Consider the following 17,243-nt stretch of genomic DNA (forward strand, 5'->3'; position numbering starts at 1 on the left):
ATCCCGAACGGGCTTCGGTGAAAAGGGCCCAATACGCCAGACTTGACCCGAGATGGAAGACACACGAGAACGCATCCTGCTCGCCACCCTTCGCCTGATCGGCGAGCACGGCGTCGGCGCGGTCACCAACCGGCGGGTCGCGACGGCCGCGGGCGTCGCGCTGGGGTCGCTGACCTATCACTTCCCCAACCAGGCCGAACTCCTGCGGGAGACCCTCAGCCGCTACGTCGACGAGGAGATCCAGCGGATCAGCAAGATCGCCGCACGACTCCAGGGCATCACCCCCGAACAGGCCGTCGTCGAGACCGAGCGCGCCATCGCCGACCTGCCGCGCGGCCCCGAGGAGGTCGCCACCCTCGAGCTGCACCTGCACGCCTCGCGCGACCCGCTGGTGCGGGAGGCCGCCGTCCGCTCGATGGAGGCGTACGACCGGCTGGCGACCGCGATCCTGACCGCCCTGGACATCCCCGACCCGGAGGCCAAGGCGCCCACCGTCGTCGCGCTGCTCTACGGCCTCGCCGTGCGCCGCCTGGCCACCGGCGACTCCTCGGGAACCGCGGAGGCCCTCCGCCTCCTGCTGTACGGCGCGGCCGCACCCCGATCGGACTGACGGGAGGCGGGCGGCCTCGATCGGACCGGCCGAAGACGACACCGACCGGTCAGCCGAAGACGACCTCGATCGGACCCGCCGAAACGACCCCGATCGGTCAGCCGAAGACGACCCCGATCGGGTCGGCTGAAGGTGGGCCGCACCCCGATCGGACTGATCGAAGGTGGGCCGCCCGCCGCCGGGGCCTCCTCTCCCGGCGAGCCCAACGGCGGCGGGCGCGTGCGCGGTGCACCGGATCCGTCCCCTCTCACGGGTCCGGGCGAACCTGCACGTACGACCGCGGCCCGGAGCGGAAAGGTGACGCCCCGTTGCGGTCGCGGAACGTACGCTAGACGGCCCAGGGTTGCAAACAGGTTGCAACCGCTCGATGACCGAAGGCGATGATCGCAGGTCGCCAGTTTGGCCGAACCGCTTGCGGCCGGGGTCTCCAGCCCCAATGCTCGGGGCAGACACGCCCCCATGGAGAAGCACCATGCGAAGCAGCCACGTGTGCGACAACCCAGCGGACTGTGATCGCCGGACCGCCGTGCTGTGTGAGGCGGCGGTCACGGCATCGGTCCTCACCGGCCGCCCGCCGATCCGCGAGTCGTGGCGCCGTTCGCTGGCGGCGGGCGTCGACCCGGAGATGTGCGCGGCGCCTCAGGCGATCGACGCGGCGAGGGTCGCGGACGTCCGGTCCGCCCACCCGCTGGACCGGCACCTGCCGCAGCTCCGCGACACGCTGCGCGGCGTGGCCGACGCCACGACCCACCTCATGGTGATCACCGATGGCGACGCGCGGGTGCTGTGGAGCGAGGGCCCGAGCGACGTACGGCGGTGCGCGGACGCCGTCGGGCTGATCGAGGGGTTCCGCTGGTCGGAGGAGGTCATCGGGACGAACGGCATCGGCACGGCGCTGAGCACCGGCGCCCCGACGTACGTCCGGGCCACCGAGCACCTGGTCCGCGTGCTCCACCCGTGGTCGTGCGCGGGCGCGCCCATCGTCGACCCGGACACCGGCAAGGTGATCGCCTGTGTGGACATCAGCGCGACGGTCGACGCCCTGCATCCGGCCGTCGTCGCGCTGGTGGAGGCAGCCGCCCGCCTCACCGAGGCCTGGCTGACCCTGGAGATGAACCACCGCGACGAGTGCCTGCGCGCCCGTTACATGCGCCACGTGCGCGGGGACACGCGGGCGCTGGTTACGACGACGGGACGCATCCTGGCCGCCGCCCCCGACGGCTGGCGCGGCGGGCGGGTCGTCGTTCCGGAGGCAGGCGCCCGGGTGGCGCTGCCCGACGGCCGGACCGCCGTGGCGGAGACGCTGGGCCAGGCCTACCTGCTGCGCGCCACCGGCTCGGAGGACCGGTGCTCGCTCACCCTGCGGCTGCTCGGCGACGAACAGCCCTGCGCCTTCCTCGACGGCCGGCGCATCCCGCTGTCCCTGCGGCACGCGGAGCTGCTCGCGCTGCTGGCACTGCATCCGAGCGGGCTGACGGGCGAGCAGTCGTCGCTGTACATCTACGGTGACGAGGGCAATCCGGTGACCGTCCGGGCGGAGATCCACCGGCTCCGCGGGCAGCTCGGGAACATCGTCCGGGCCAAGCCCTACCGCCTCGACTGCGACGTCGAGGCCGACTTCCTGACCGTACGGCGGCTGCTGGCGGCCGGTGACATCGCGGCGGCCGCACGCCTGTATCCGGGGCCGCTGCTCCCCCGCTCGGAGTCACCGGCCGTCCACGCCGAGCGGGACGAGCTGACCGCCCAGCTGCGCCGGCAGGTCCTGCACCGCGGCGACGCCGAGGCACTGTGGTGCTACGCGCAGGTGGCGGACGACGACCTGGAGGTCCTCGCCAAGCTGGCGGGCGCGCTGCCGCCCGGGGATCCGCGCCGGGTCTCCGCACAGCTCCGGTGGGACCGCGCCCTGCGCGACGACTGAACGCGGGCCGGCTCAGGTGCGGGTGAGACGGCGGACGGCCTCGAGTCCCTGCTCGTCGCCGGGCCAGTGGCGGGCGACCGCCTCCGGTCCGGCCCGGCGGATCACCGAGCGCAGCACGACGGCGACGAGGATCGCGTCGTCGGCGTAGCCGAGGACCGGGATGAAGTCGGGGACGAGATCGATCGGCATCGCCAGGTAGGCGAGCAGCAGCCACAGCCGGATCCGCACGCCCCGGGGCAGCGTGGGATCGCGCGCGAGCCGGGTGACGAGCCGCAGGAGGTCGGGCAGCAGCCGTACGGCGGCCGGGAGGTCGGTCGGGGCGGGTTGGTCGGGAAAAGCACCGAGCGTGGCGCCCTTCGGCCGCGCCAGCGCCAGGAAGCCGACGAGGAGCAGCCAGAGCAGGAGCAGACCGGCCGCCGCCGCGAGGAGGCCGGTGAGGACCTCCCTCAGGAGGCCGGCTCGGACGGGTTCGGCGCGTCCTCGACCATGTCGTCGAACTCGCCGTCCTTGACGCCCAGGATGAACGCCTCCCACTCGGCGGGCGTGTAGTACAGCGCGTCGCCGTCGGGCTTGGCGGCGTCCCGCATCACGACCATGCGGTCGGCGTGCTTGTGCTTGATCGGCACGTCTGCGCCGTCGACGAACAGGATCTCGACGGAGCCGGATTCCTCGCTCATGCCGTCCTTCTTCTGCTCGGGGGAACGCTCGTGCCGCCGCCAGGAGGCGACGCACCCCAGGTTATCGGGCGGGCGTGTCGGCGCGGGTCCGAATACCGGCGCTGCTGCGGCCCGCAAACTCCTCGGAGCACCGTCCGCGGGCGCCGTACGCGGACGATCCACGTCTTTCACCCGACGGCACGGAGGTGAGATGCTCATCCCAACAGTTACTCGCCAGTAGCAAAAGGGGAGACGGCATGATCGAGCTGCGCCGGGACGGGGACGTACGGATCCTTCGCTTCGACGAGGGAGAGAACCGCTTCAGCCCCGGCTTCCTCGACGAGCTCGAGAAGATCCTCGACGAGCTCGAGGCCACCGAGGGGCCGAAGGCCCTGGTGACGACCGGCACCGGGAAGTTCTACTCGAACGGCCTCGACCTCGACTGGCTGGGGCGGAACCCCGACGAGTGGGGGCCCTACCTGGACCGGATCCACGCCCTTTTCGCGCGGTTCCTCACCCTTCCGATGCCGACGGTCGCGGCGCTGAACGGCCACACGTTCGCGGCCGGGGCCATGCTCGCGCTGACGCACGACCACCGCGTCATGCGGACCGACCGCGGGTACTTCTGCCTGCCCGAGGTCGACCTCGGACTGTCCTTCACCCCCGGCATGGCCGCCCTGGTCCAGGGCCGGCTGCCGAAGGCCACCGCGCACGAGGCCATGGTCACCGGCCGGCGGTACGCGGCCGAGGAGGCGCAGGACGCCGGCATCGTCGACCGGGCCGTCCCGGAGGCCGAGGTCCTGGCCACGGCGGTCGGCCTCGCCACCCCGCTGACCGGCAAGGACGGCGGAACCATCGCCAAGATCCGCACGGTGATGTACGAGGCGATCCTGGCCGCCCTCCGGGCGACCTGACGCGGGGCACCCCGATCCCCCTTTACACAGGATTTCCTATTGGTATAGTCGGAAATACGACCAGCGCTCCTGCGGCAGCCATCGCGGGCTGGTCTTGGACCGTCTCGGCGACTTCGCGCGTCCGGTCGCGTGAGACGGTCGGCGGGGCGGCCTCGAGTGGCAGCGAGGCCGCCCCGCCCTCGTTCCATTCCACTCTCGTGGAGAAAGTCACAAAACCCGAAGCGTCATCCCGCTACCATCCCTTGGTCTCGAATAAGCCAGTCGAGTATTCGACGGAGGTACGCGGAAAATGAGGTCGACCAGGCGGATTCTTTCGGCCGGGGCTCTGGCGGGCGCGGCGATGGTGGCCGTACTCGGCACGCCGGCGTCCGCGAGCGCGAAGGCCGGAGCCGACGGTGTCGCGGCCAGCGGAGCGATCCACTACAACGTCGTCAAGGGCGCCACGAGTTACGGCTGTTACGCGGCGATGGACGCCGAGAAGTCAAAGGGCTTCTGGTACGTCCGCGGCCGTTACTATCGATACCCGAAGGCCTCGACGTGCTATTTCGCACTCGTCCGCCAGCGGCACGGCCACCGCTATTCCTGGCACTACTCCGACAATGGCCAGAACGTGTGGGTCTACGGCGGATGGCACAAGGACTCCGGCTACAAGGCCTGGTCGTGCGCCACGACCGACACGCTGAGCACCAAGTGCACCAAGTCCTGGTGACCTCGCGCGCCGACGGGAGAGACCGGCCGAGCCGCACGTGACAGGGGCCGCCGCGTCGTGTCACCCCGAGGGGACATGACGCGGCGGCGAGTCAGCGGCCGCCGATCTCGTACTGTTCGGCGAAGCGTTTCAGTGCCTCGAGGGCTTCGCCGGTGCGCGTCCAGGGCCGTACGATCAGGCGGTCCACGCCCAGTGCGGCCCACGCGCCGACCTCGTCCGGGCCGGACAGCCCGTACGCGTGGGCGGTGATCTCGAAGGGCCGGTCGTCCGGCCGGTCCGCGAGGAGAGGGCGAAGCCGGTCGAGCTGCGGACGGATCGATGGAACGGTGTGCGGCATGCTGATCCACCCGTCGCACCGGGTGGCGGCGCGGCGCAGCGCGGCCGGTGACTCACCGCCCGCGAGGATCGGGATGCCGCGCGGCTTCGGCTCGAAGGCGACCTCGTCGAAGTCGAAGAACTCTCCATGGTGTTCGACGACGTCCTCGGTCCACAGGCGGCGGGCGACGTCGATGGCCTCGTCCAGCCGCCGTCCCCGGCTCGCGAAGTCGATCCCGGCCGCGTCCCACTCCCCCGCGTACCACCCGGCACCCACCCCCGCGATGGCGCGCCCACCGGAGACGTGGTCCAGCGTCGCGAACGCCCGCGCGGCGACGAACGGGTGACGCAACGCGAACAGGTGCACGGCCGTGCCGAGCCGGATCCGTTCGGTGACGGCGGCCAGCGCGCACAGATAGGCGGGCGCGTCGAACAGCGGCGTGGACGGCACGATGCCGGGCCGGTCGGTCCCCGGGTACGTCGCGGTCGAGAGGTCGGTCGCGAAGACCAGGTGTTCGGGCATCCACACCGACTCGAAGCCGAGCCTGTCGGCCTCGACGGTCAGGTCCCGCCAGATGCCCGGATGCACGAGACCAAGGGGGACGCCGAACCTCACCGCACGACCCTCCCGTCGAGCAACTCCCGCCGGACACCCCAGCGCACGACACCAAGGAAGACCCCGAACCTCACCGGATGACCCTCCCGTCGAAGAGCTCCAGCCAGACGCCTCGGCACACGGCACGACGGCGGACGCCGAACCTCACCGCGTGACCCTGCCGTCGAGGAGGTCCCGCCGTACGGCCTCGGGGTCGCGTTCGGCCGGGTCGCCGTATCCGCCGCCGCCGGACGTCTCGACGACCAGGGCCTCGCCCGCGCGCAACGGTGAGCGGGTCGCCTTGGCGGGGAGCGGTTCGCGGGTCCCGTCGAGGCGCTCGCGGTGGTAGCCGCCCGCCCCGCCGGGCCCGCCGTCCGCGGCTCCGGCGGGCGGGTGGCGCAGCCGGTCGCCGCGCGTGTCGACCCGCGCGTCCTCCAGCACCCGGATGACCGTGCGGGTGCCGAGCCCGCCCCGCCAGCGGCCGAGTCCTCCGGAGTCGGGGACGAGCGCGACCTCCTCGACCCGCACCGGCAGCCGGGCCTCGATCGGCTCGACCTGCGGGATGATGTTGCGGCCGCCGCCGAACAGCGCGCCGGTCGCGTCCGGCCCGTCCCGCCCGTACCGCGCGCCCATGCCGCCGAGATCGAACGCCATGTGCAGCCACGGGCTCGTGGCGCCGCTGAGGCTGAAGGCCTGCAGGATGCCGGAGGCGGCCGCGCCACGGCCGGGCAGCGCCCGGGTGAGCGCCGCGAAGATCGCCTCCTCGGCGGCGGCGACCGTTCCCCACCGGCCCCCGCCCGGGTACGGCTTCGTGCAGTTGACCAGGCTTCCCTCGGGCATCCGCACGTCGACCGGCGCGAAGCAGCCCTCGTTCATCGGCAGCGACGGGTCGACGAAGCAGCGCAGCGCGTACAGCACCCCGCCGAGCGTCTGTGAGAAGCCCGAGTTGACCGGCTTCGGGACCTGGGGGTCGGTGCCGGTGAAGTCGACCAGCACCCCGTCCCCGTGAACGGTCACCGCGACGCGGACCCAGTGCCGCTCGTCCCCGTCCTCGACGGCGTACTCGCCCTCGTAGGTGCCCTTCGGCAGCCGCGCGAGCTCCGCGCGCATCCGCTTCTCGGTGTGCGCGAGATAGGCGTCGATCCCGGCGCCGAGGCCCGGTCCGGCGGCGAGTTCCTCGAGGCGGCGGGCGGCGACGTTGGCGCCGGCGACGAGCGCTCGCAGGTCGCCGAGCAGTCTGTCGGGGGTACGGCTGTTGGCGGCGAGCACCCGCGTGAGCCCGTCGTCCCAGCCGTCGGCGGTGGCGATCCGGACCGGTGGCAGCTGCAGTCCTTCGAGGAACACGTCGGTGGCGTCGCTGGCCATGCCGCCGGCCGACAGGCCCGACAGGTCGGCGACGTGGATGAGGGTGCCCGTGAAGTAGGCGGGTGTCCCGTCGAGGAAGACCGGCCGGAAGACCAGCAGGTCGTTGGCGTGGATCCCGCCCTGGTACACGTCGTTGAGGCAGAAGACGTCGCCCGGGCTCATGGCGTCGAGCGGGTAGGCGTCGATGACGTACGGGAGGGCGCTGCGCAGGCTCGCGCACTGGATGAGCGCGGTGGACAGCGAGTGCGCGACCAGGCGTCCGCGCGCGTCGAGGACGGCCGCCGCCGCGTCCGCGCCCTCGACGATGAAGGTGGAGTACGCCGAGCGGACGACGACGATGCTCGCCTCCTCAGCGGCGACGCGCAGGGCGTTGCGGAGGATCTCCGCGGTCAGGTCGTCGGTCACCTGCGGTCTCCCTTCTCTACGGGCACGGCCTTCTCCACCGACACGGCCTTCTCCACGGGACCGGCCTTCTCCACGGAAACGGCGCCGTGCTCGTCGACCAGGCCGGTCCAGCCGGGCGGCACGAGCAGCGACGCCTGCGGTTCGGTGATGACGCACGGGCCGGTGAACCGCTCCCCGACGGCGCAGGCGGTCCGTTCGCGCACCGGGACGTCACGGAACGCTCCCTCGAACCACACCCGCCGGACGCGGTCCGGAGCCGGCCTGGGCGCGTCCGTCGCGCGGACCTCCGGCGCGCCGGCGGGCAGGGACACGCGCGCCCGGGCGACGGTGAGCTCCGCCGGGTCACGCAGGTCGATGCCGTACGACTCGCGGTACCGGGCGTAGAACTCCGCGACGGCGGCCTCGACGGTCTCGCGGGTCACCGGTCCGGGGAGCAGCTCGACGGTGAAGGCGTGCGCCTGTCCCGCGAACCGGAGCCCGACGGAGCGCACGACCCGGCTTCCCTCTTCGCGCTCGCCGAGGTCGCCCCGGCCTCCCGCCTCACGCTCGCCGAGATCGACACGGCATCCCGCCTCACGCTCGCCAAGGTCGACCCGGCCTCCCGCGTCGCGTACGCCGAGGTCGGCGCGGCAGGCCGTCTCCAGGTCGGCGAGCACGGCCTCGAGCGCCGCCGGGTCGGCGTCGGCCGTGCGTGCCAGGAAGGTCCGCGACCGCTCGATGGCCAGGTCGGCGTGGAGCAGTCCGGCGGCCGACCCGACACCGCAGCGGGCGGGCACGAGCACCCGGCGGATGCCGAACCGCTCCGCGAGGCCGACGGCATGGGTCGGGGCCGCGCCGCCCAGCGCGACGAGCGTGAAGCCGCGCGGGTCGATGCCGCGCCGGACGGTGACGACGTGCACCGCCGTGCCCATCTGCGCGCCGGCGATGTCGTGGATCGCCGCGGCCGCCTCGACGACCTCCACGCCGAGCGGCTTGGCGACGTGCCGGGCGATGGCCTCCTCGGCGAGGTCGGGGCGGAGCCGGAGGTCGCCGAGGCCTTCCGGGTCGAGGTAGCCGAGCATCAGGTCGGCGTCGGTGACCGTCGGCAGCGTGCCGCCCCGCCCGTAGCACGCCGGGCCGGGCGCGGCGCCGGCGGAACGCGGTCCGACCCGGAGCGCACCGGACTCCACCCAGGCGATCGAGCCGCCGCCCGACCCGACCTCGGCCAGGTCGATCGCCGGGACCTTGATGGGCACGCCGGTGCCCGGCCGCCGTCCGCCGAAGCTGCCCGTACCGCCGACCTGGAATTCGTGGGTGACGCCCGGTCGGCCGCCCCGTACGAGGCCCGCCTTGGCGGTCGTGCCGCCCATGTCGAAGGAGATCAGGTCGGTCAGCCCGCGCCGCGTGCCCTCCCGGGCCGCCGCGACGACGCCGGCCGCCGGGCCCGACTCGATCGTGTAGACGGCGCGGGAGGCGGCCAGTTCGGCGGGCAGGACGCCGCCCGCCGATTCCATGACGTGCACCGGCGCGGTGATGCCCAGCTCGCTCAGGCGGTCGCGCAGGCGGCGGAGGTAGGCGGCCATGACGGGGCCGACGTACGCCGACATGAGCGTGGTCGTCGCCCGCTCGTACTCGCCGAGTTCCGGCCAGACCTCCGAGGAGATGACGACGGGCGTGCCGCCGGGGAGCCGCTCGGCGATGAGGGACGCCAGCCGCCGCTCGTGCGCGTCATCGACGTGGGAGTGCAGCAGGCAGATCGCCACGGCCGCGACGCCCAGTCCCGCGATCCGCTCGGCGACCCGCCGCGCGGCGGTCTCGTCGAGCGGGGTGAGGACGGTGCCGTCGGCGGCGAGGCGCTCCGGCACCTCGAACGTGTGCGTCAGGGGAACCGGCGGCTCCCCCGGCGAGAACGCCAGGTCGTACCGCTCCTCCTCGACGCGTGCCTGGCGGCCGAGCGCGAGCATCGAGCGGAAGCCGCGCGTCGTGACGAACGCGACGGCGGCGCCCCTGCGTTCGAGGATGACGTTGGTGGCGAGCGTGGTCGCGTGCGTGAACCGGTCGACGGACGCCGGCGCGACCCCGGCGTCGGCGAGCACGCGGCGGACGCCGCGCAGCAGTCCCTCGGTCGGATCGTCGGGGGTCGTCAGGGTCTTGGCCACGTGGACGCGGCCGTCCGCGACCAGGACAACGTCGGTGAAGGTGCCTCCGATGTCACTGGCCAGTGCCGCCACGCAGAACCTCCACCCAACCTAGCGCCCGCTTGGTGAGCGTAAGGAGCCGCCGAACCGCTGTCAACGCCCCTACCTGTCAGGTAATCGACCAGATGACCTCCCGCACGCGAAGGTTGCCGCATGACGACGACCTTGGAACGCCCGGTCCACCACAGGACGGCCGCCCCCGGATGGGCGCCCTTGCTGGTCCTGCTGACGGGCACGTTCATCACCACCCTCGACTTCTTCATCGTCAACGTGGCCATCCCGGCGACCCAGCGGGACCTGCACGCCGGACCGGCCGCGATCCAGTTCATCGTCGCGGGGTTCGGCCTGGCACTGGCCGCGGGCCTGATCACGGGCGGGCGCCTCGGCGACCTGTACGGGCGGCGGCGGATGTACGTCCTCGGCCTCGGCCTGTTCACGCTCGCGTCACTGGCGTGCGGCCTCGCCCCGACCGCCGGCTTCCTGATCGGCGCGCGCGTCGTGCAGGGCGCGGCGGCCGCCCTGCTGATGCCGCAGGTCCTGGCCATCGTCAACACGGTCTACGTCGGGGAGCACCGTGCCCGGGCGTTCAACGCGTACGGGCTGGCGATGGGCCTCGGCGGAGTGTTCGGGCAGCTGATCGGCGGGCTGCTCATCCACGCCGACGTCGCCGGGCTGGGCTGGCGGACGATCTTCCTGATCAACGTGCCGATCGGCGCGGTCGCGGCGCCGATCGCCCTCCGGGTGGTGCCCGAGTCGCGGGCCGGAAACGGCACCCGCCTCGACCCTGTCGGCGCGACGCTCGTCACGGCCGGCCTGGTCCTGGTCGTCCTTCCCCTGGTGATGGGGCAGCAGCAGGGCTGGCCGCTGTGGACCTGGCTCTGCCTGGGCGCCGCGCCGGCCGTGCTGGCGGTGTTCGTCCTCCACCAGAGGCGGATCGGCGAACGGGCGCTGGTCCACCTCCCGTTGTTCCGCGGGCGGTCCTTCGCCGCCGGTGTCGGCCTCGCGCTGGTCAGTCAGCTGGCGGTGGCGTCGTTCTTCCTCGTGCTGGCGCTCTATCTGCAGGACGGCCACGGCCTGTCCGCCCTCCGGTCGGGCCTGATCTTCGTGCCGCTCGGCGTGGGCTACTTCGCGTCCTCGAGCCTGGCGGCCAGGGCCGCCGCCCGGCTCGGCCACCGGGTCCTGGCGGTCGGCGCCCTGACCATGGCGGCGGGGTACGGCCTGCTCGCCGCGACCGCCGCGGAGACCGGCACCGCCGGGAACGCCGGATGGCTCATCCCCGGGCTGGTCGTCTCGGGCGTCGGCATGGGACTGCTGCTCTCCCCGCTGGCCGCCGTGGCCCTGTCGGAGGTCGGTCACCGGCACGCCGCCTCCGCGTCGGGCGTCGTGTCGACCGCCCTGCAGTCCGGAGGCGCGATCGGGGTGGCGGTCGTCGGGGCGGCGTACTACGGCGTGCTCGGCGCGGGCCGTCACACGGCGGCCTTCACCGTGAGCCTCGTCATCGCCGCGGCGATCTGCTGCGCGACCGCGCTGATCGTCAGGCTGCTGCCGTCCGGGCGGTGAGCAGCCTCCGGGGTCGACCGCCTCGCGCGGATACGGCCCTCGCCGACAGGACGTCGGTGAGGGCCGTATCGACGTTGGTCAGGCCACGGTCAGCGGCGGGTACCCGCGGTGGCGCTCGGGTACTTCTTCGTGGTCGGCAGCGCTCCGGGGCCCTGATGCTCGACGGAAGGCATGCGTGCCTTCATGCCACGAGTCGAGGGTACGCCCTTGGCCGGTGCGCCGCCCTTAGCGGCTTTCGCGGTCTTCGGCCAGGCTCTGGTCTCCCAGAATCTCCAGCCCTCCCGGATGGTCGGGAACGTCGCGACACCGGAGTTGACCCGCAGCCGGCCGCAGTTGTGGAAGATCCGCCACTGGTCGAAGCCGACCCGGAGACCGAACACCCGGTACCGCAGATGCCCGATCATTCCCTTGCTGACGTGGGTGGTGTACTGGTGACCACTCTCTACCGTGTGCTCTTCTTCGATCTCCGGACGCAGGTTCTTCCTGATGCGTGCGATGAAGTTCTGAATGTTGAAATCGACGCCCACTTCTTTTTCGAGCTCGACGTGCAGCCGGACCAGATGCACCCGCCTGATCCAGACCTGCATGTCGCCGCCCGGACCATCGACGTAATACGAATTCGGGACGTACAGGTCGACCGGCTTCTGGAAGCTGACGGAGAAGAAGACCCCCGGCTCACACGGCGGCACCACGAACGTCTTCAACCGCGGACGATGAGGGATCGGGAAGGCCGTCGGCGTCGGCGTCACCGTCCCGCTGGGCGACGCGCCGATCGCGACGTTAACGCCGGACGCGGTACTGGAGGCCGACGCCGACGCGCTGGGTGAAGCGGTCGCGGTAGGCGACGGACTGGCCGTCACGGTCGCGGTGGGCGACGGGCTGACCGTCGTGGTCACGGACGGGCTCGGCGTCGCGCGCCGTGTCCGGTTCGCGATGACCTCCCGCGTCCCAGGATGGCGGCGGAGCGCCCTGCGCACCTTCGGCCAGGCGTCCGGACCGGGCTCATGGGTGCCGGGCCACGGATCCTGACCGGCCGCGGCCGCCGTGGGCGCCGGGCCCCCTGGAGACGCGGTCGCGGGGGCGAGTGAGGACACGGCCGCGGCGACGACGACGCCCAGAGAACCGGTCGCGACCGAAACCGTCACCCTCTTCGCCACCGAGGGTGGGACCGCGGCGTTTATGCGAAAATTGCGCATGGTGCATCATTCCTTTGAAAGGCGGTTTCCCGCCTGGGAGTGCCGTACCGATAGTCATCAGGCTCGGATCACCGGCGGATGCCCGCGGCCCCCGCGGCATGACGGCGCAGCAGCCCGCCGTGCCCCTGGGTCACCGTACGGAAGAGGCGGTTCTGACGTGCTTTAGGAGCACCCGTTACCGCGCCGGGAGCACCCGTTACCGCGGACTTTTCGGTCTTCGGCCAGGCTCTGGTCTCCCAGAACCTCCAGCCCTCCCGGATGGTCGGGAACGTCGCGACACCGGAGTTGACCCGCAGCCGGCCGCAGTTGTGGAAGATCCGCCACTGGTCGAAGCCGACCCGGAGACCGAACACCCGGTACCGCAGATGCCCGATCATTCCCTTGCTGACGTGGGTGGTGTACTGGTGACCGCTTTCCACGGAGTGTTCTTCTTCGATCTCCGGACGCAGGTTCTTCCTGATGCGTGCGATGAAGTTCTGAATGTTGAAATCGACGCCCACTTCTTTTTCGAGTTCGACGTGCAGCCGGACCAGATGCACCCGCCTGATCCAGACCTGCATGTCGCCGCCCGGACCATCGACGTAATACGAATTCGGGACGAACAGGTCGACCGGCTTCTGGAAGCGGACGGAGAAGAAGACCCCCGGCTCACACGGCGGCACCACGAACGTCTTCAACCGCGGACGATGAGGAATGGGGAAGGCCGTCGGCGTCGGCGTCACCGTCCCGCTGGGCGACGCACCGATCGCGACATTGATCCCGTCCGCGGTGTTCGTGGCGGACGGCGACGCACTGGGTGACGCGGACGCGCTGGGCGACGCGGTCACGGTGGGCGACGGGCTGGCGGTGGCCGTCGCGGTCGTGGTCACGGACGGGCTCGGCGTAGGCGTCGGGCGCCTGGCCCGGTTCGCGATGACCCCCTGCGTCACACGATGGCGGTGCAGCGCCCTGCGCACCTTCGGCCAGGCGTCCGGACCGGGCTCATGGGTGCCGGGCCACGGATCCTGACCGGCCGCGGCCGTCATGGGTGCCGCATCCTCCGGCGCGGCGGGGACGAGAGACGAGGCTGCCGCGGCAACAATGACGCCCAGAGAACCGGTCGCGACCGAAACCGTCACCCTCTTCGCCACCGAGGATGGGACCGCGGCGTTTATGCGAAAATTGCGCATGGTGCATCATTCCTTTGAAACGCGGCTTCCCGCCGCGAGTGCCCGCTGACCGAAACGCCGTTAAGACGCCCCCGCTCATTCTTTGCAGCGAAGATCAAGTCACTCTCCGTGGCAGACGGTAGCATGGCGTCACGGGAAATCACGGAAGGCGCGTCGCGCGTTTTTGTGTCGACCATTAATGGAAATTCCGCCGTTTTGCTGTTGATCCGTCCCGGAACGTACCGAGCTAGCGACCGCTTGGTAGGATGCGGCGTCGCTCGTCTCGGGAGGTCGCGTGCTGGCCGGAAAGATCGCAGTCATCACCGGGGCCGGTCCCGGGCTGGGCCGCACTCTCGCCGCACTGATGAGCGAGCAGGGCGCGCGCGTCGTGGTCTCCGCCCGGTCCCGGGCCGCCCTCGAGAAGACGGCGGTGGAGACGGGAGCCCTGGCGGTGCCCGCGGACGTACGCGACGCCGAGCAGGTCGAGGCCCTCGCCCGGACGACGATGGAGCGCTTCGGACGGATCGACGTTCTGGTGAACGCCGCGTTCCCCGGCACCCACCGCAAGAACGTCCTCGACATGGACCCGGACTACCTCGAGCTCTGGCGCTCGGCGGTGGAGACGGCGACGTACGGCACCCTGCTCGCCTGCCGCTACCTCGCCCCGTACATCATTGACTCCGGCGGCGGTTCCATCGTCAACGTGACCTCCATGTCGAGCCGGACGGGCTACGCCGGGCGGAGCGACTACGCGACCGGCAAGGCCGGCGTGCACCTGCTGTCGCACTGTCTCGCCGACGAGCTCGGCCCCTCGGGCGTCCGGGTCAACTGCGTCGCCCCGGGCTGGATCGCCAGCGACGCCCTGACGGAGTGGATGGAGACGCGGGCGCGGGCCGAGGGCACGACGTTCCAGGCGATCCACGACCACGACGTGAGCCGGATGGCGCTCCGGCGGATCGCCACAGAGGAGGATGTCGCCCGCGCCGTGATCTTCCTGGCGAGCGATCAGGCCAAGGCGATCACGGGAGCCACGATCGACGTGAACGGCGGCCAGCAATTCACCTGACGCCCGACGAACCGATCTCGTCGGAGTCACGTCTTACGATTGTGATCGTGCCGGGGTCGTACACATGGTCGCGCCTCTCCGAGGCCGACGTCGTCGAGTTGCGCGACATCGTCTCCGACCGATCCACCGTGCTGCGCCGCCCACCGCCCGACCTGCTGGCGATGGACGACATCGTCCGGATCGAGGCCCTCGCCTTCCGTGAGGGCACCGGCTCGCAGGCGGAGCTGTTCGGCGCGCTGGACACCGATCCGCTGCGCGTCCTCGCCGGGATGAACTGGCTGATCGCCTTCTGGGCGGTGCTGTGGGACCTGCGCGCGAGCGAGCCCGCCGGCGACCTGGTCCGCACGCTCGACTACGACGGCCCGTGGCGCAAGGGCGCCGGCCCCGAGCAGGAGCAGGTGTGGCGGTCGATGAGCCAGCGGGTGCGCACCGGGGTGTTCGCGGCGCTGACCGGCAGCCCCGAATCCCACCGCGTGTACACCGCCGAGGTCCGACGGCTGGCGCCGGACGTCTTCCTGCACGTGACTTTAACCATCATGGATGGGTTGAGCCGCAACCTGACCCGGCAGGGACTCGAGCTGGCCGGGATGGCGGCCGAGCTGGAGACGCACACCGAGCCCGGCCATTCCCCGGGCGGACCGTCCTTCACCCCGCCCCGCTGAGACCTAGGTCGTCGGCATGATGAAGACGGCCGTGGCCTCCGCGGTCGTCCGCCCGTCCGGTCCGATGATGCGGCTGTCGACGAACGTCTTGCGGCCGTCCACTCGCACGGCCTTGGCCTCGGCGGACAGCGGCACGCCCAGCGGCGTGGGCCGGCGGTAGCGCAGGTCCAGCCCTGCCGTCATGCCGGGAGTACCGTTGGCCGACGCGGCGCATCCGGACAGGTGGTCGAGGACCATGGCCGACACGCCGCCGTGCACGAATCCCGGCGGCCCCTCGTACAGCAGGCCGAGCGTGAACTCACTGCGCGCGGTGCCGTCGTCGTCGACCCGGATCTCGATCGGCGGGGCGAGCGTGTTGAGCTGTCCGGTGACCGGGCTGCCCAGTTGGCGGACCACGCCGCCGTCGCCCACCTCGGCGCTCGGCGGGATGCCGTTCCCCGCGGCGGCGAGCCGCGCGGTCAGCAGCTCGATCTCGCGGGTGACGGCGGCGATCTCCATCTCGTCGGCCCGGCTCAGGATGACCAGTTCCGACAGCTCTCGCACTCGGGCCGCGAGCTCCGCGAGCCCGGCGACTCTTCCTTCGTCGATCTCTTGGCGCTCACGCTCTTCGAAGACACGCTGCATGGCCGCCCAGGCCCCGGTCATCCGGCCTCCCCGCCTCGATACCGAACTGAATTCTAGACGGCTGAGATCGATTACGTCTCGGCCTCGCCTCGACCAAGCAAATGCTTGGTGTTAACGTCCGTTCCATGGTTGGAGATCTGACGGCCCGCGCGGCCGTGGTCCGCGAGTTCGGCGCCCCCATGGAGATCACCGACATCCGGGTCTCCCCTCCCCAGAGCGGTGAGGTCCTCGTGAAGATCGCCGCATCGGGGGTGTGCGGCTCCGACATCAAGGCACTCGACGGGCACAGCCCCGTGGCACGGCAGCCACCGCTGGTCCTCGGCCACGAGAGCGCCGGCGTGATCGCCGCGGTGGGCCCCGGCGTCACGAGCGTACGGCCGGGCGACCATGTGATCATCGCGATGAACGGCCCCTGCGGGCGCTGCCGTAACTGCTCGCGCGCCCAGGTCCACCTGTGCTCCGGACCCGCCCGGCTGAACGCCATCATGGGCCTGATGGCCGACGGCACCACCCGCCTCACGGTCGACGACGTCCCCGCCCGCCCGATGATCGGCATCGGGTCGTTCGCGGAGTACGCCGTGGTCGGGGAGGCCGCCTGCGTCAAGGTGAGCGCCGATGCGCCGCTCGACCTGCTCGCCCTGACCGCGTGCGCCGTCGTCACCGGCGTCGGCGCCGTGCTCAACACCGCCCAGGTCGAGGCCGGGGCGAGCGTGCTGGTCGTCGGCTGCGGCGGCGTCGGCCTCAACGTCGTCCAAGGCGCGTTCCTGGCGGGCGCCACGACGATCATCGCGGCGGACGTCGTGCCCGCCAAGCTGAAACTGGCCGAGGAGTTCGGCGCGACGCACACGGTCCTCGCCGACGACCTGCCCGCCCAGGCCGGCGAGATCGTCCGGGGCGGCACCGACTACGCCTTCGACGTCACCGGCAACGTGGACGTCCTGGCCAAGGCGTTCGCGGCGACGCAACCGGGCGGCACGACCGTGATGGTCGGCAGCCCGCCCGCCGGCAGGCCCCTGTCCGTCGCCCCGCAGACGCTGTTCGCCTCACGGCGGCTGATGGGCACCCAGGGCGGCGACGCCGTGCCCCGCCGCGACCTCCCGTTGCTGGTCGACCTGCATCGCCAGGGCCGCCTCAACCTGGAGGGCCTCGTCAGCGAACGGGTGCCCCTGGAAAAGATCAACGACGCCGTCGACCACGTACGCGGCGGCGCCGTCGCCCGCTCCGTCATCGTCTTCGACTGAGGTCCGGCCAGGCGTCCCGGCCGCCCCGCGGACGGCGGCGGCCAGGCCGGCCACCGCCGTCGGCCTCCCACGCAGGCGGAGA

17 protein-coding genes are annotated in these 17,243 nt (G+C 71.9%); 9 read left to right on the forward strand and 8 right to left on the reverse strand.

Annotated features, from left to right (window positions below; genetic code table 11):
• The first annotated feature begins 52 nt into the window (after positions 1 to 52).
• Both ACYVF7_RS45850 and ACYVF7_RS45855 read left to right on the forward strand, forming a co-directional pair.
• The gene (locus tag ACYVF7_RS45850) at positions 53 to 610 is read left to right on the forward strand and encodes a TetR/AcrR family transcriptional regulator (RefSeq protein ID WP_460352263.1); all 558 of its coding nucleotides are present in this window, start codon (positions 53 to 55) and stop codon (positions 608 to 610) included.
• A 472-nt stretch (positions 611 to 1,082) separates the two neighbouring features.
• Entirely contained in the window at positions 1,083 to 2,528 is a 1,446-nt protein-coding gene (locus ACYVF7_RS45855) for a GAF domain-containing protein (protein ID WP_460352265.1), read from the forward strand.
• Between the two features lie 12 nt (positions 2,529 to 2,540).
• Here ACYVF7_RS45855 and ACYVF7_RS45860 read toward each other — a convergent pair whose 3' ends face one another.
• The gene (locus ACYVF7_RS45860) at positions 2,541 to 3,062 is read right to left on the reverse strand and encodes a YkvA family protein (protein WP_460352267.1); all 522 of its coding nucleotides are present in this window, start codon (positions 3,060 to 3,062) and stop codon (positions 2,541 to 2,543) included.
• On the reverse strand, positions 2,975 to 3,205 hold the full coding sequence (locus ACYVF7_RS45865; RefSeq protein WP_460352268.1) for a DUF397 domain-containing protein: 231 nt from the start codon (positions 3,203 to 3,205) through the stop codon (positions 2,975 to 2,977). The genes ACYVF7_RS45860 and ACYVF7_RS45865 overlap by 88 nt, the downstream gene beginning before the upstream one ends.
• 236 nt (positions 3,206 to 3,441) lie before the next feature.
• On the opposite strand from ACYVF7_RS45865, the gene ACYVF7_RS45870 reads away from it, so the two are divergent.
• Positions 3,442 to 4,098, forward strand: coding sequence for an enoyl-CoA hydratase/isomerase family protein (locus tag ACYVF7_RS45870; protein ID WP_460352270.1), 657 nt, complete (start codon positions 3,442 to 3,444; stop codon positions 4,096 to 4,098).
• Between the two features lie 289 nt (positions 4,099 to 4,387).
• Positions 4,388 to 4,807, forward strand: a complete 420-nt coding sequence (locus ACYVF7_RS45875; protein WP_460352272.1) for a hypothetical protein — start codon at positions 4,388 to 4,390, stop codon at positions 4,805 to 4,807.
• Positions 4,808 to 4,898: 91 nt separating this feature from the next.
• Here ACYVF7_RS45875 and ACYVF7_RS45880 read toward each other — a convergent pair whose 3' ends face one another.
• The 3 genes from ACYVF7_RS45880 to ACYVF7_RS45890 all read right to left on the reverse strand — a co-directional run bounded on the left by ACYVF7_RS45880 (position 4,899) and on the right by ACYVF7_RS45890 (position 9,697).
• Positions 4,899 to 5,738: a TIGR03619 family F420-dependent LLM class oxidoreductase gene (locus ACYVF7_RS45880; RefSeq protein ID WP_460352273.1), complete on the reverse strand. Its 840-nt coding sequence runs from the start codon at positions 5,736 to 5,738 to the stop codon at positions 4,899 to 4,901.
• Between the two features lie 144 nt (positions 5,739 to 5,882).
• On the reverse strand, positions 5,883 to 7,487 hold the full coding sequence (locus ACYVF7_RS45885) for a hydantoinase B/oxoprolinase family protein (protein WP_460352275.1): 1,605 nt from the start codon (positions 7,485 to 7,487) through the stop codon (positions 5,883 to 5,885).
• A complete protein-coding gene (locus ACYVF7_RS45890; protein WP_460352277.1) occupies positions 7,484 to 9,697 on the reverse strand; it encodes a hydantoinase/oxoprolinase family protein in 2,214 nt (737 codons plus the stop codon). The genes ACYVF7_RS45885 and ACYVF7_RS45890 overlap by 4 nt, the downstream gene beginning before the upstream one ends.
• A 120-nt stretch (positions 9,698 to 9,817) precedes the next feature.
• Between ACYVF7_RS45890 and ACYVF7_RS45895 the strand changes: the two genes are divergently transcribed.
• Positions 9,818 to 11,224, forward strand: coding sequence for an MFS transporter (locus ACYVF7_RS45895; protein WP_460352278.1), 1,407 nt, complete (start codon positions 9,818 to 9,820; stop codon positions 11,222 to 11,224).
• Positions 11,225 to 11,313: 89 nt separating this feature from the next.
• Here the strand turns inward: ACYVF7_RS45895 and ACYVF7_RS45900 are convergent, their stop codons facing one another.
• Both ACYVF7_RS45900 and ACYVF7_RS45905 read right to left on the reverse strand, forming a co-directional pair.
• Positions 11,314 to 12,369, reverse strand: a complete 1,056-nt coding sequence (locus ACYVF7_RS45900) for a hypothetical protein (RefSeq protein WP_460352279.1) — start codon at positions 12,367 to 12,369, stop codon at positions 11,314 to 11,316.
• Between the two features lie 119 nt (positions 12,370 to 12,488).
• Positions 12,489 to 13,097, reverse strand: a complete 609-nt coding sequence (locus tag ACYVF7_RS45905; RefSeq protein ID WP_460352281.1) for a hypothetical protein — start codon at positions 13,095 to 13,097, stop codon at positions 12,489 to 12,491.
• A gap of 16 nt (positions 13,098 to 13,113) precedes the next feature.
• On the opposite strand from ACYVF7_RS45905, the gene ACYVF7_RS45910 reads away from it, so the two are divergent.
• From ACYVF7_RS45910 to ACYVF7_RS45920, 3 genes are all read left to right on the forward strand, one after another.
• Positions 13,114 to 13,428 carry a hypothetical protein gene (locus ACYVF7_RS45910; protein ID WP_460352282.1) on the forward strand — a complete coding sequence of 105 codons (315 nt, stop codon included), beginning with the start codon at positions 13,114 to 13,116 and terminating at the stop codon, positions 13,426 to 13,428.
• A gap of 435 nt (positions 13,429 to 13,863) precedes the next feature.
• Positions 13,864 to 14,634, forward strand: a complete 771-nt coding sequence (locus ACYVF7_RS45915) for an SDR family NAD(P)-dependent oxidoreductase (protein ID WP_460352284.1) — start codon at positions 13,864 to 13,866, stop codon at positions 14,632 to 14,634.
• Between the two features lie 47 nt (positions 14,635 to 14,681).
• The gene (locus tag ACYVF7_RS45920) at positions 14,682 to 15,296 is read left to right on the forward strand and encodes a hypothetical protein (RefSeq protein ID WP_460352285.1); all 615 of its coding nucleotides are present in this window, start codon (positions 14,682 to 14,684) and stop codon (positions 15,294 to 15,296) included.
• Positions 15,297 to 15,299: 3 nt separating this feature from the next.
• Here the strand turns inward: ACYVF7_RS45920 and ACYVF7_RS45925 are convergent, their stop codons facing one another.
• The gene (locus ACYVF7_RS45925; protein ID WP_460352286.1) at positions 15,300 to 15,941 is read right to left on the reverse strand and encodes a PaaI family thioesterase; all 642 of its coding nucleotides are present in this window, start codon (positions 15,939 to 15,941) and stop codon (positions 15,300 to 15,302) included.
• A gap of 104 nt (positions 15,942 to 16,045) precedes the next feature.
• On the opposite strand from ACYVF7_RS45925, the gene ACYVF7_RS45930 reads away from it, so the two are divergent.
• Positions 16,046 to 17,161 carry an alcohol dehydrogenase catalytic domain-containing protein gene (locus tag ACYVF7_RS45930; RefSeq protein WP_460352288.1) on the forward strand — a complete coding sequence of 372 codons (1,116 nt, stop codon included), beginning with the start codon at positions 16,046 to 16,048 and terminating at the stop codon, positions 17,159 to 17,161.
• The last annotated feature ends 82 nt before the right edge of the window (positions 17,162 to 17,243 follow it).

The sequence above is a fragment of the Actinoallomurus acanthiterrae genome (assembly GCF_054775715.1).

Bases quoted from the DNA above. Each gene is read 5' to 3' on its own strand.
- ACYVF7_RS45850 (WP_460352263.1), top strand. From the start codon at position 53: ATGGAAGACACACGAGAACGCATCCTGCTCGCCACCCTTCGCCTGATC.
- ACYVF7_RS45855 (WP_460352265.1), top strand. From the start codon at position 1,083: ATGCGAAGCAGCCACGTGTGCGACAACCCAGCGGACTGTGATCGCCGG.
- ACYVF7_RS45875 (WP_460352272.1), top strand. From the start codon at position 4,388: ATGAGGTCGACCAGGCGGATTCTTTCGGCCGGGGCTCTGGCGGGCGCG.
- ACYVF7_RS45870 (WP_460352270.1), top strand. From the start codon at position 3,442: ATGATCGAGCTGCGCCGGGACGGGGACGTACGGATCCTTCGCTTCGAC.
- ACYVF7_RS45895 (WP_460352278.1), top strand. From the start codon at position 9,818: ATGACGACGACCTTGGAACGCCCGGTCCACCACAGGACGGCCGCCCCC.
- ACYVF7_RS45925 (WP_460352286.1), bottom strand. From the start codon at position 15,941: ATGACCGGGGCCTGGGCGGCCATGCAGCGTGTCTTCGAAGAGCGTGAG.
- ACYVF7_RS45930 (WP_460352288.1), top strand. From the start codon at position 16,046: ATGGTTGGAGATCTGACGGCCCGCGCGGCCGTGGTCCGCGAGTTCGGC.
- ACYVF7_RS45865 (WP_460352268.1), bottom strand. From the start codon at position 3,205: ATGAGCGAGGAATCCGGCTCCGTCGAGATCCTGTTCGTCGACGGCGCA.
- ACYVF7_RS45910 (WP_460352282.1), top strand. From the start codon at position 13,114: ATGGGGAAGGCCGTCGGCGTCGGCGTCACCGTCCCGCTGGGCGACGCA.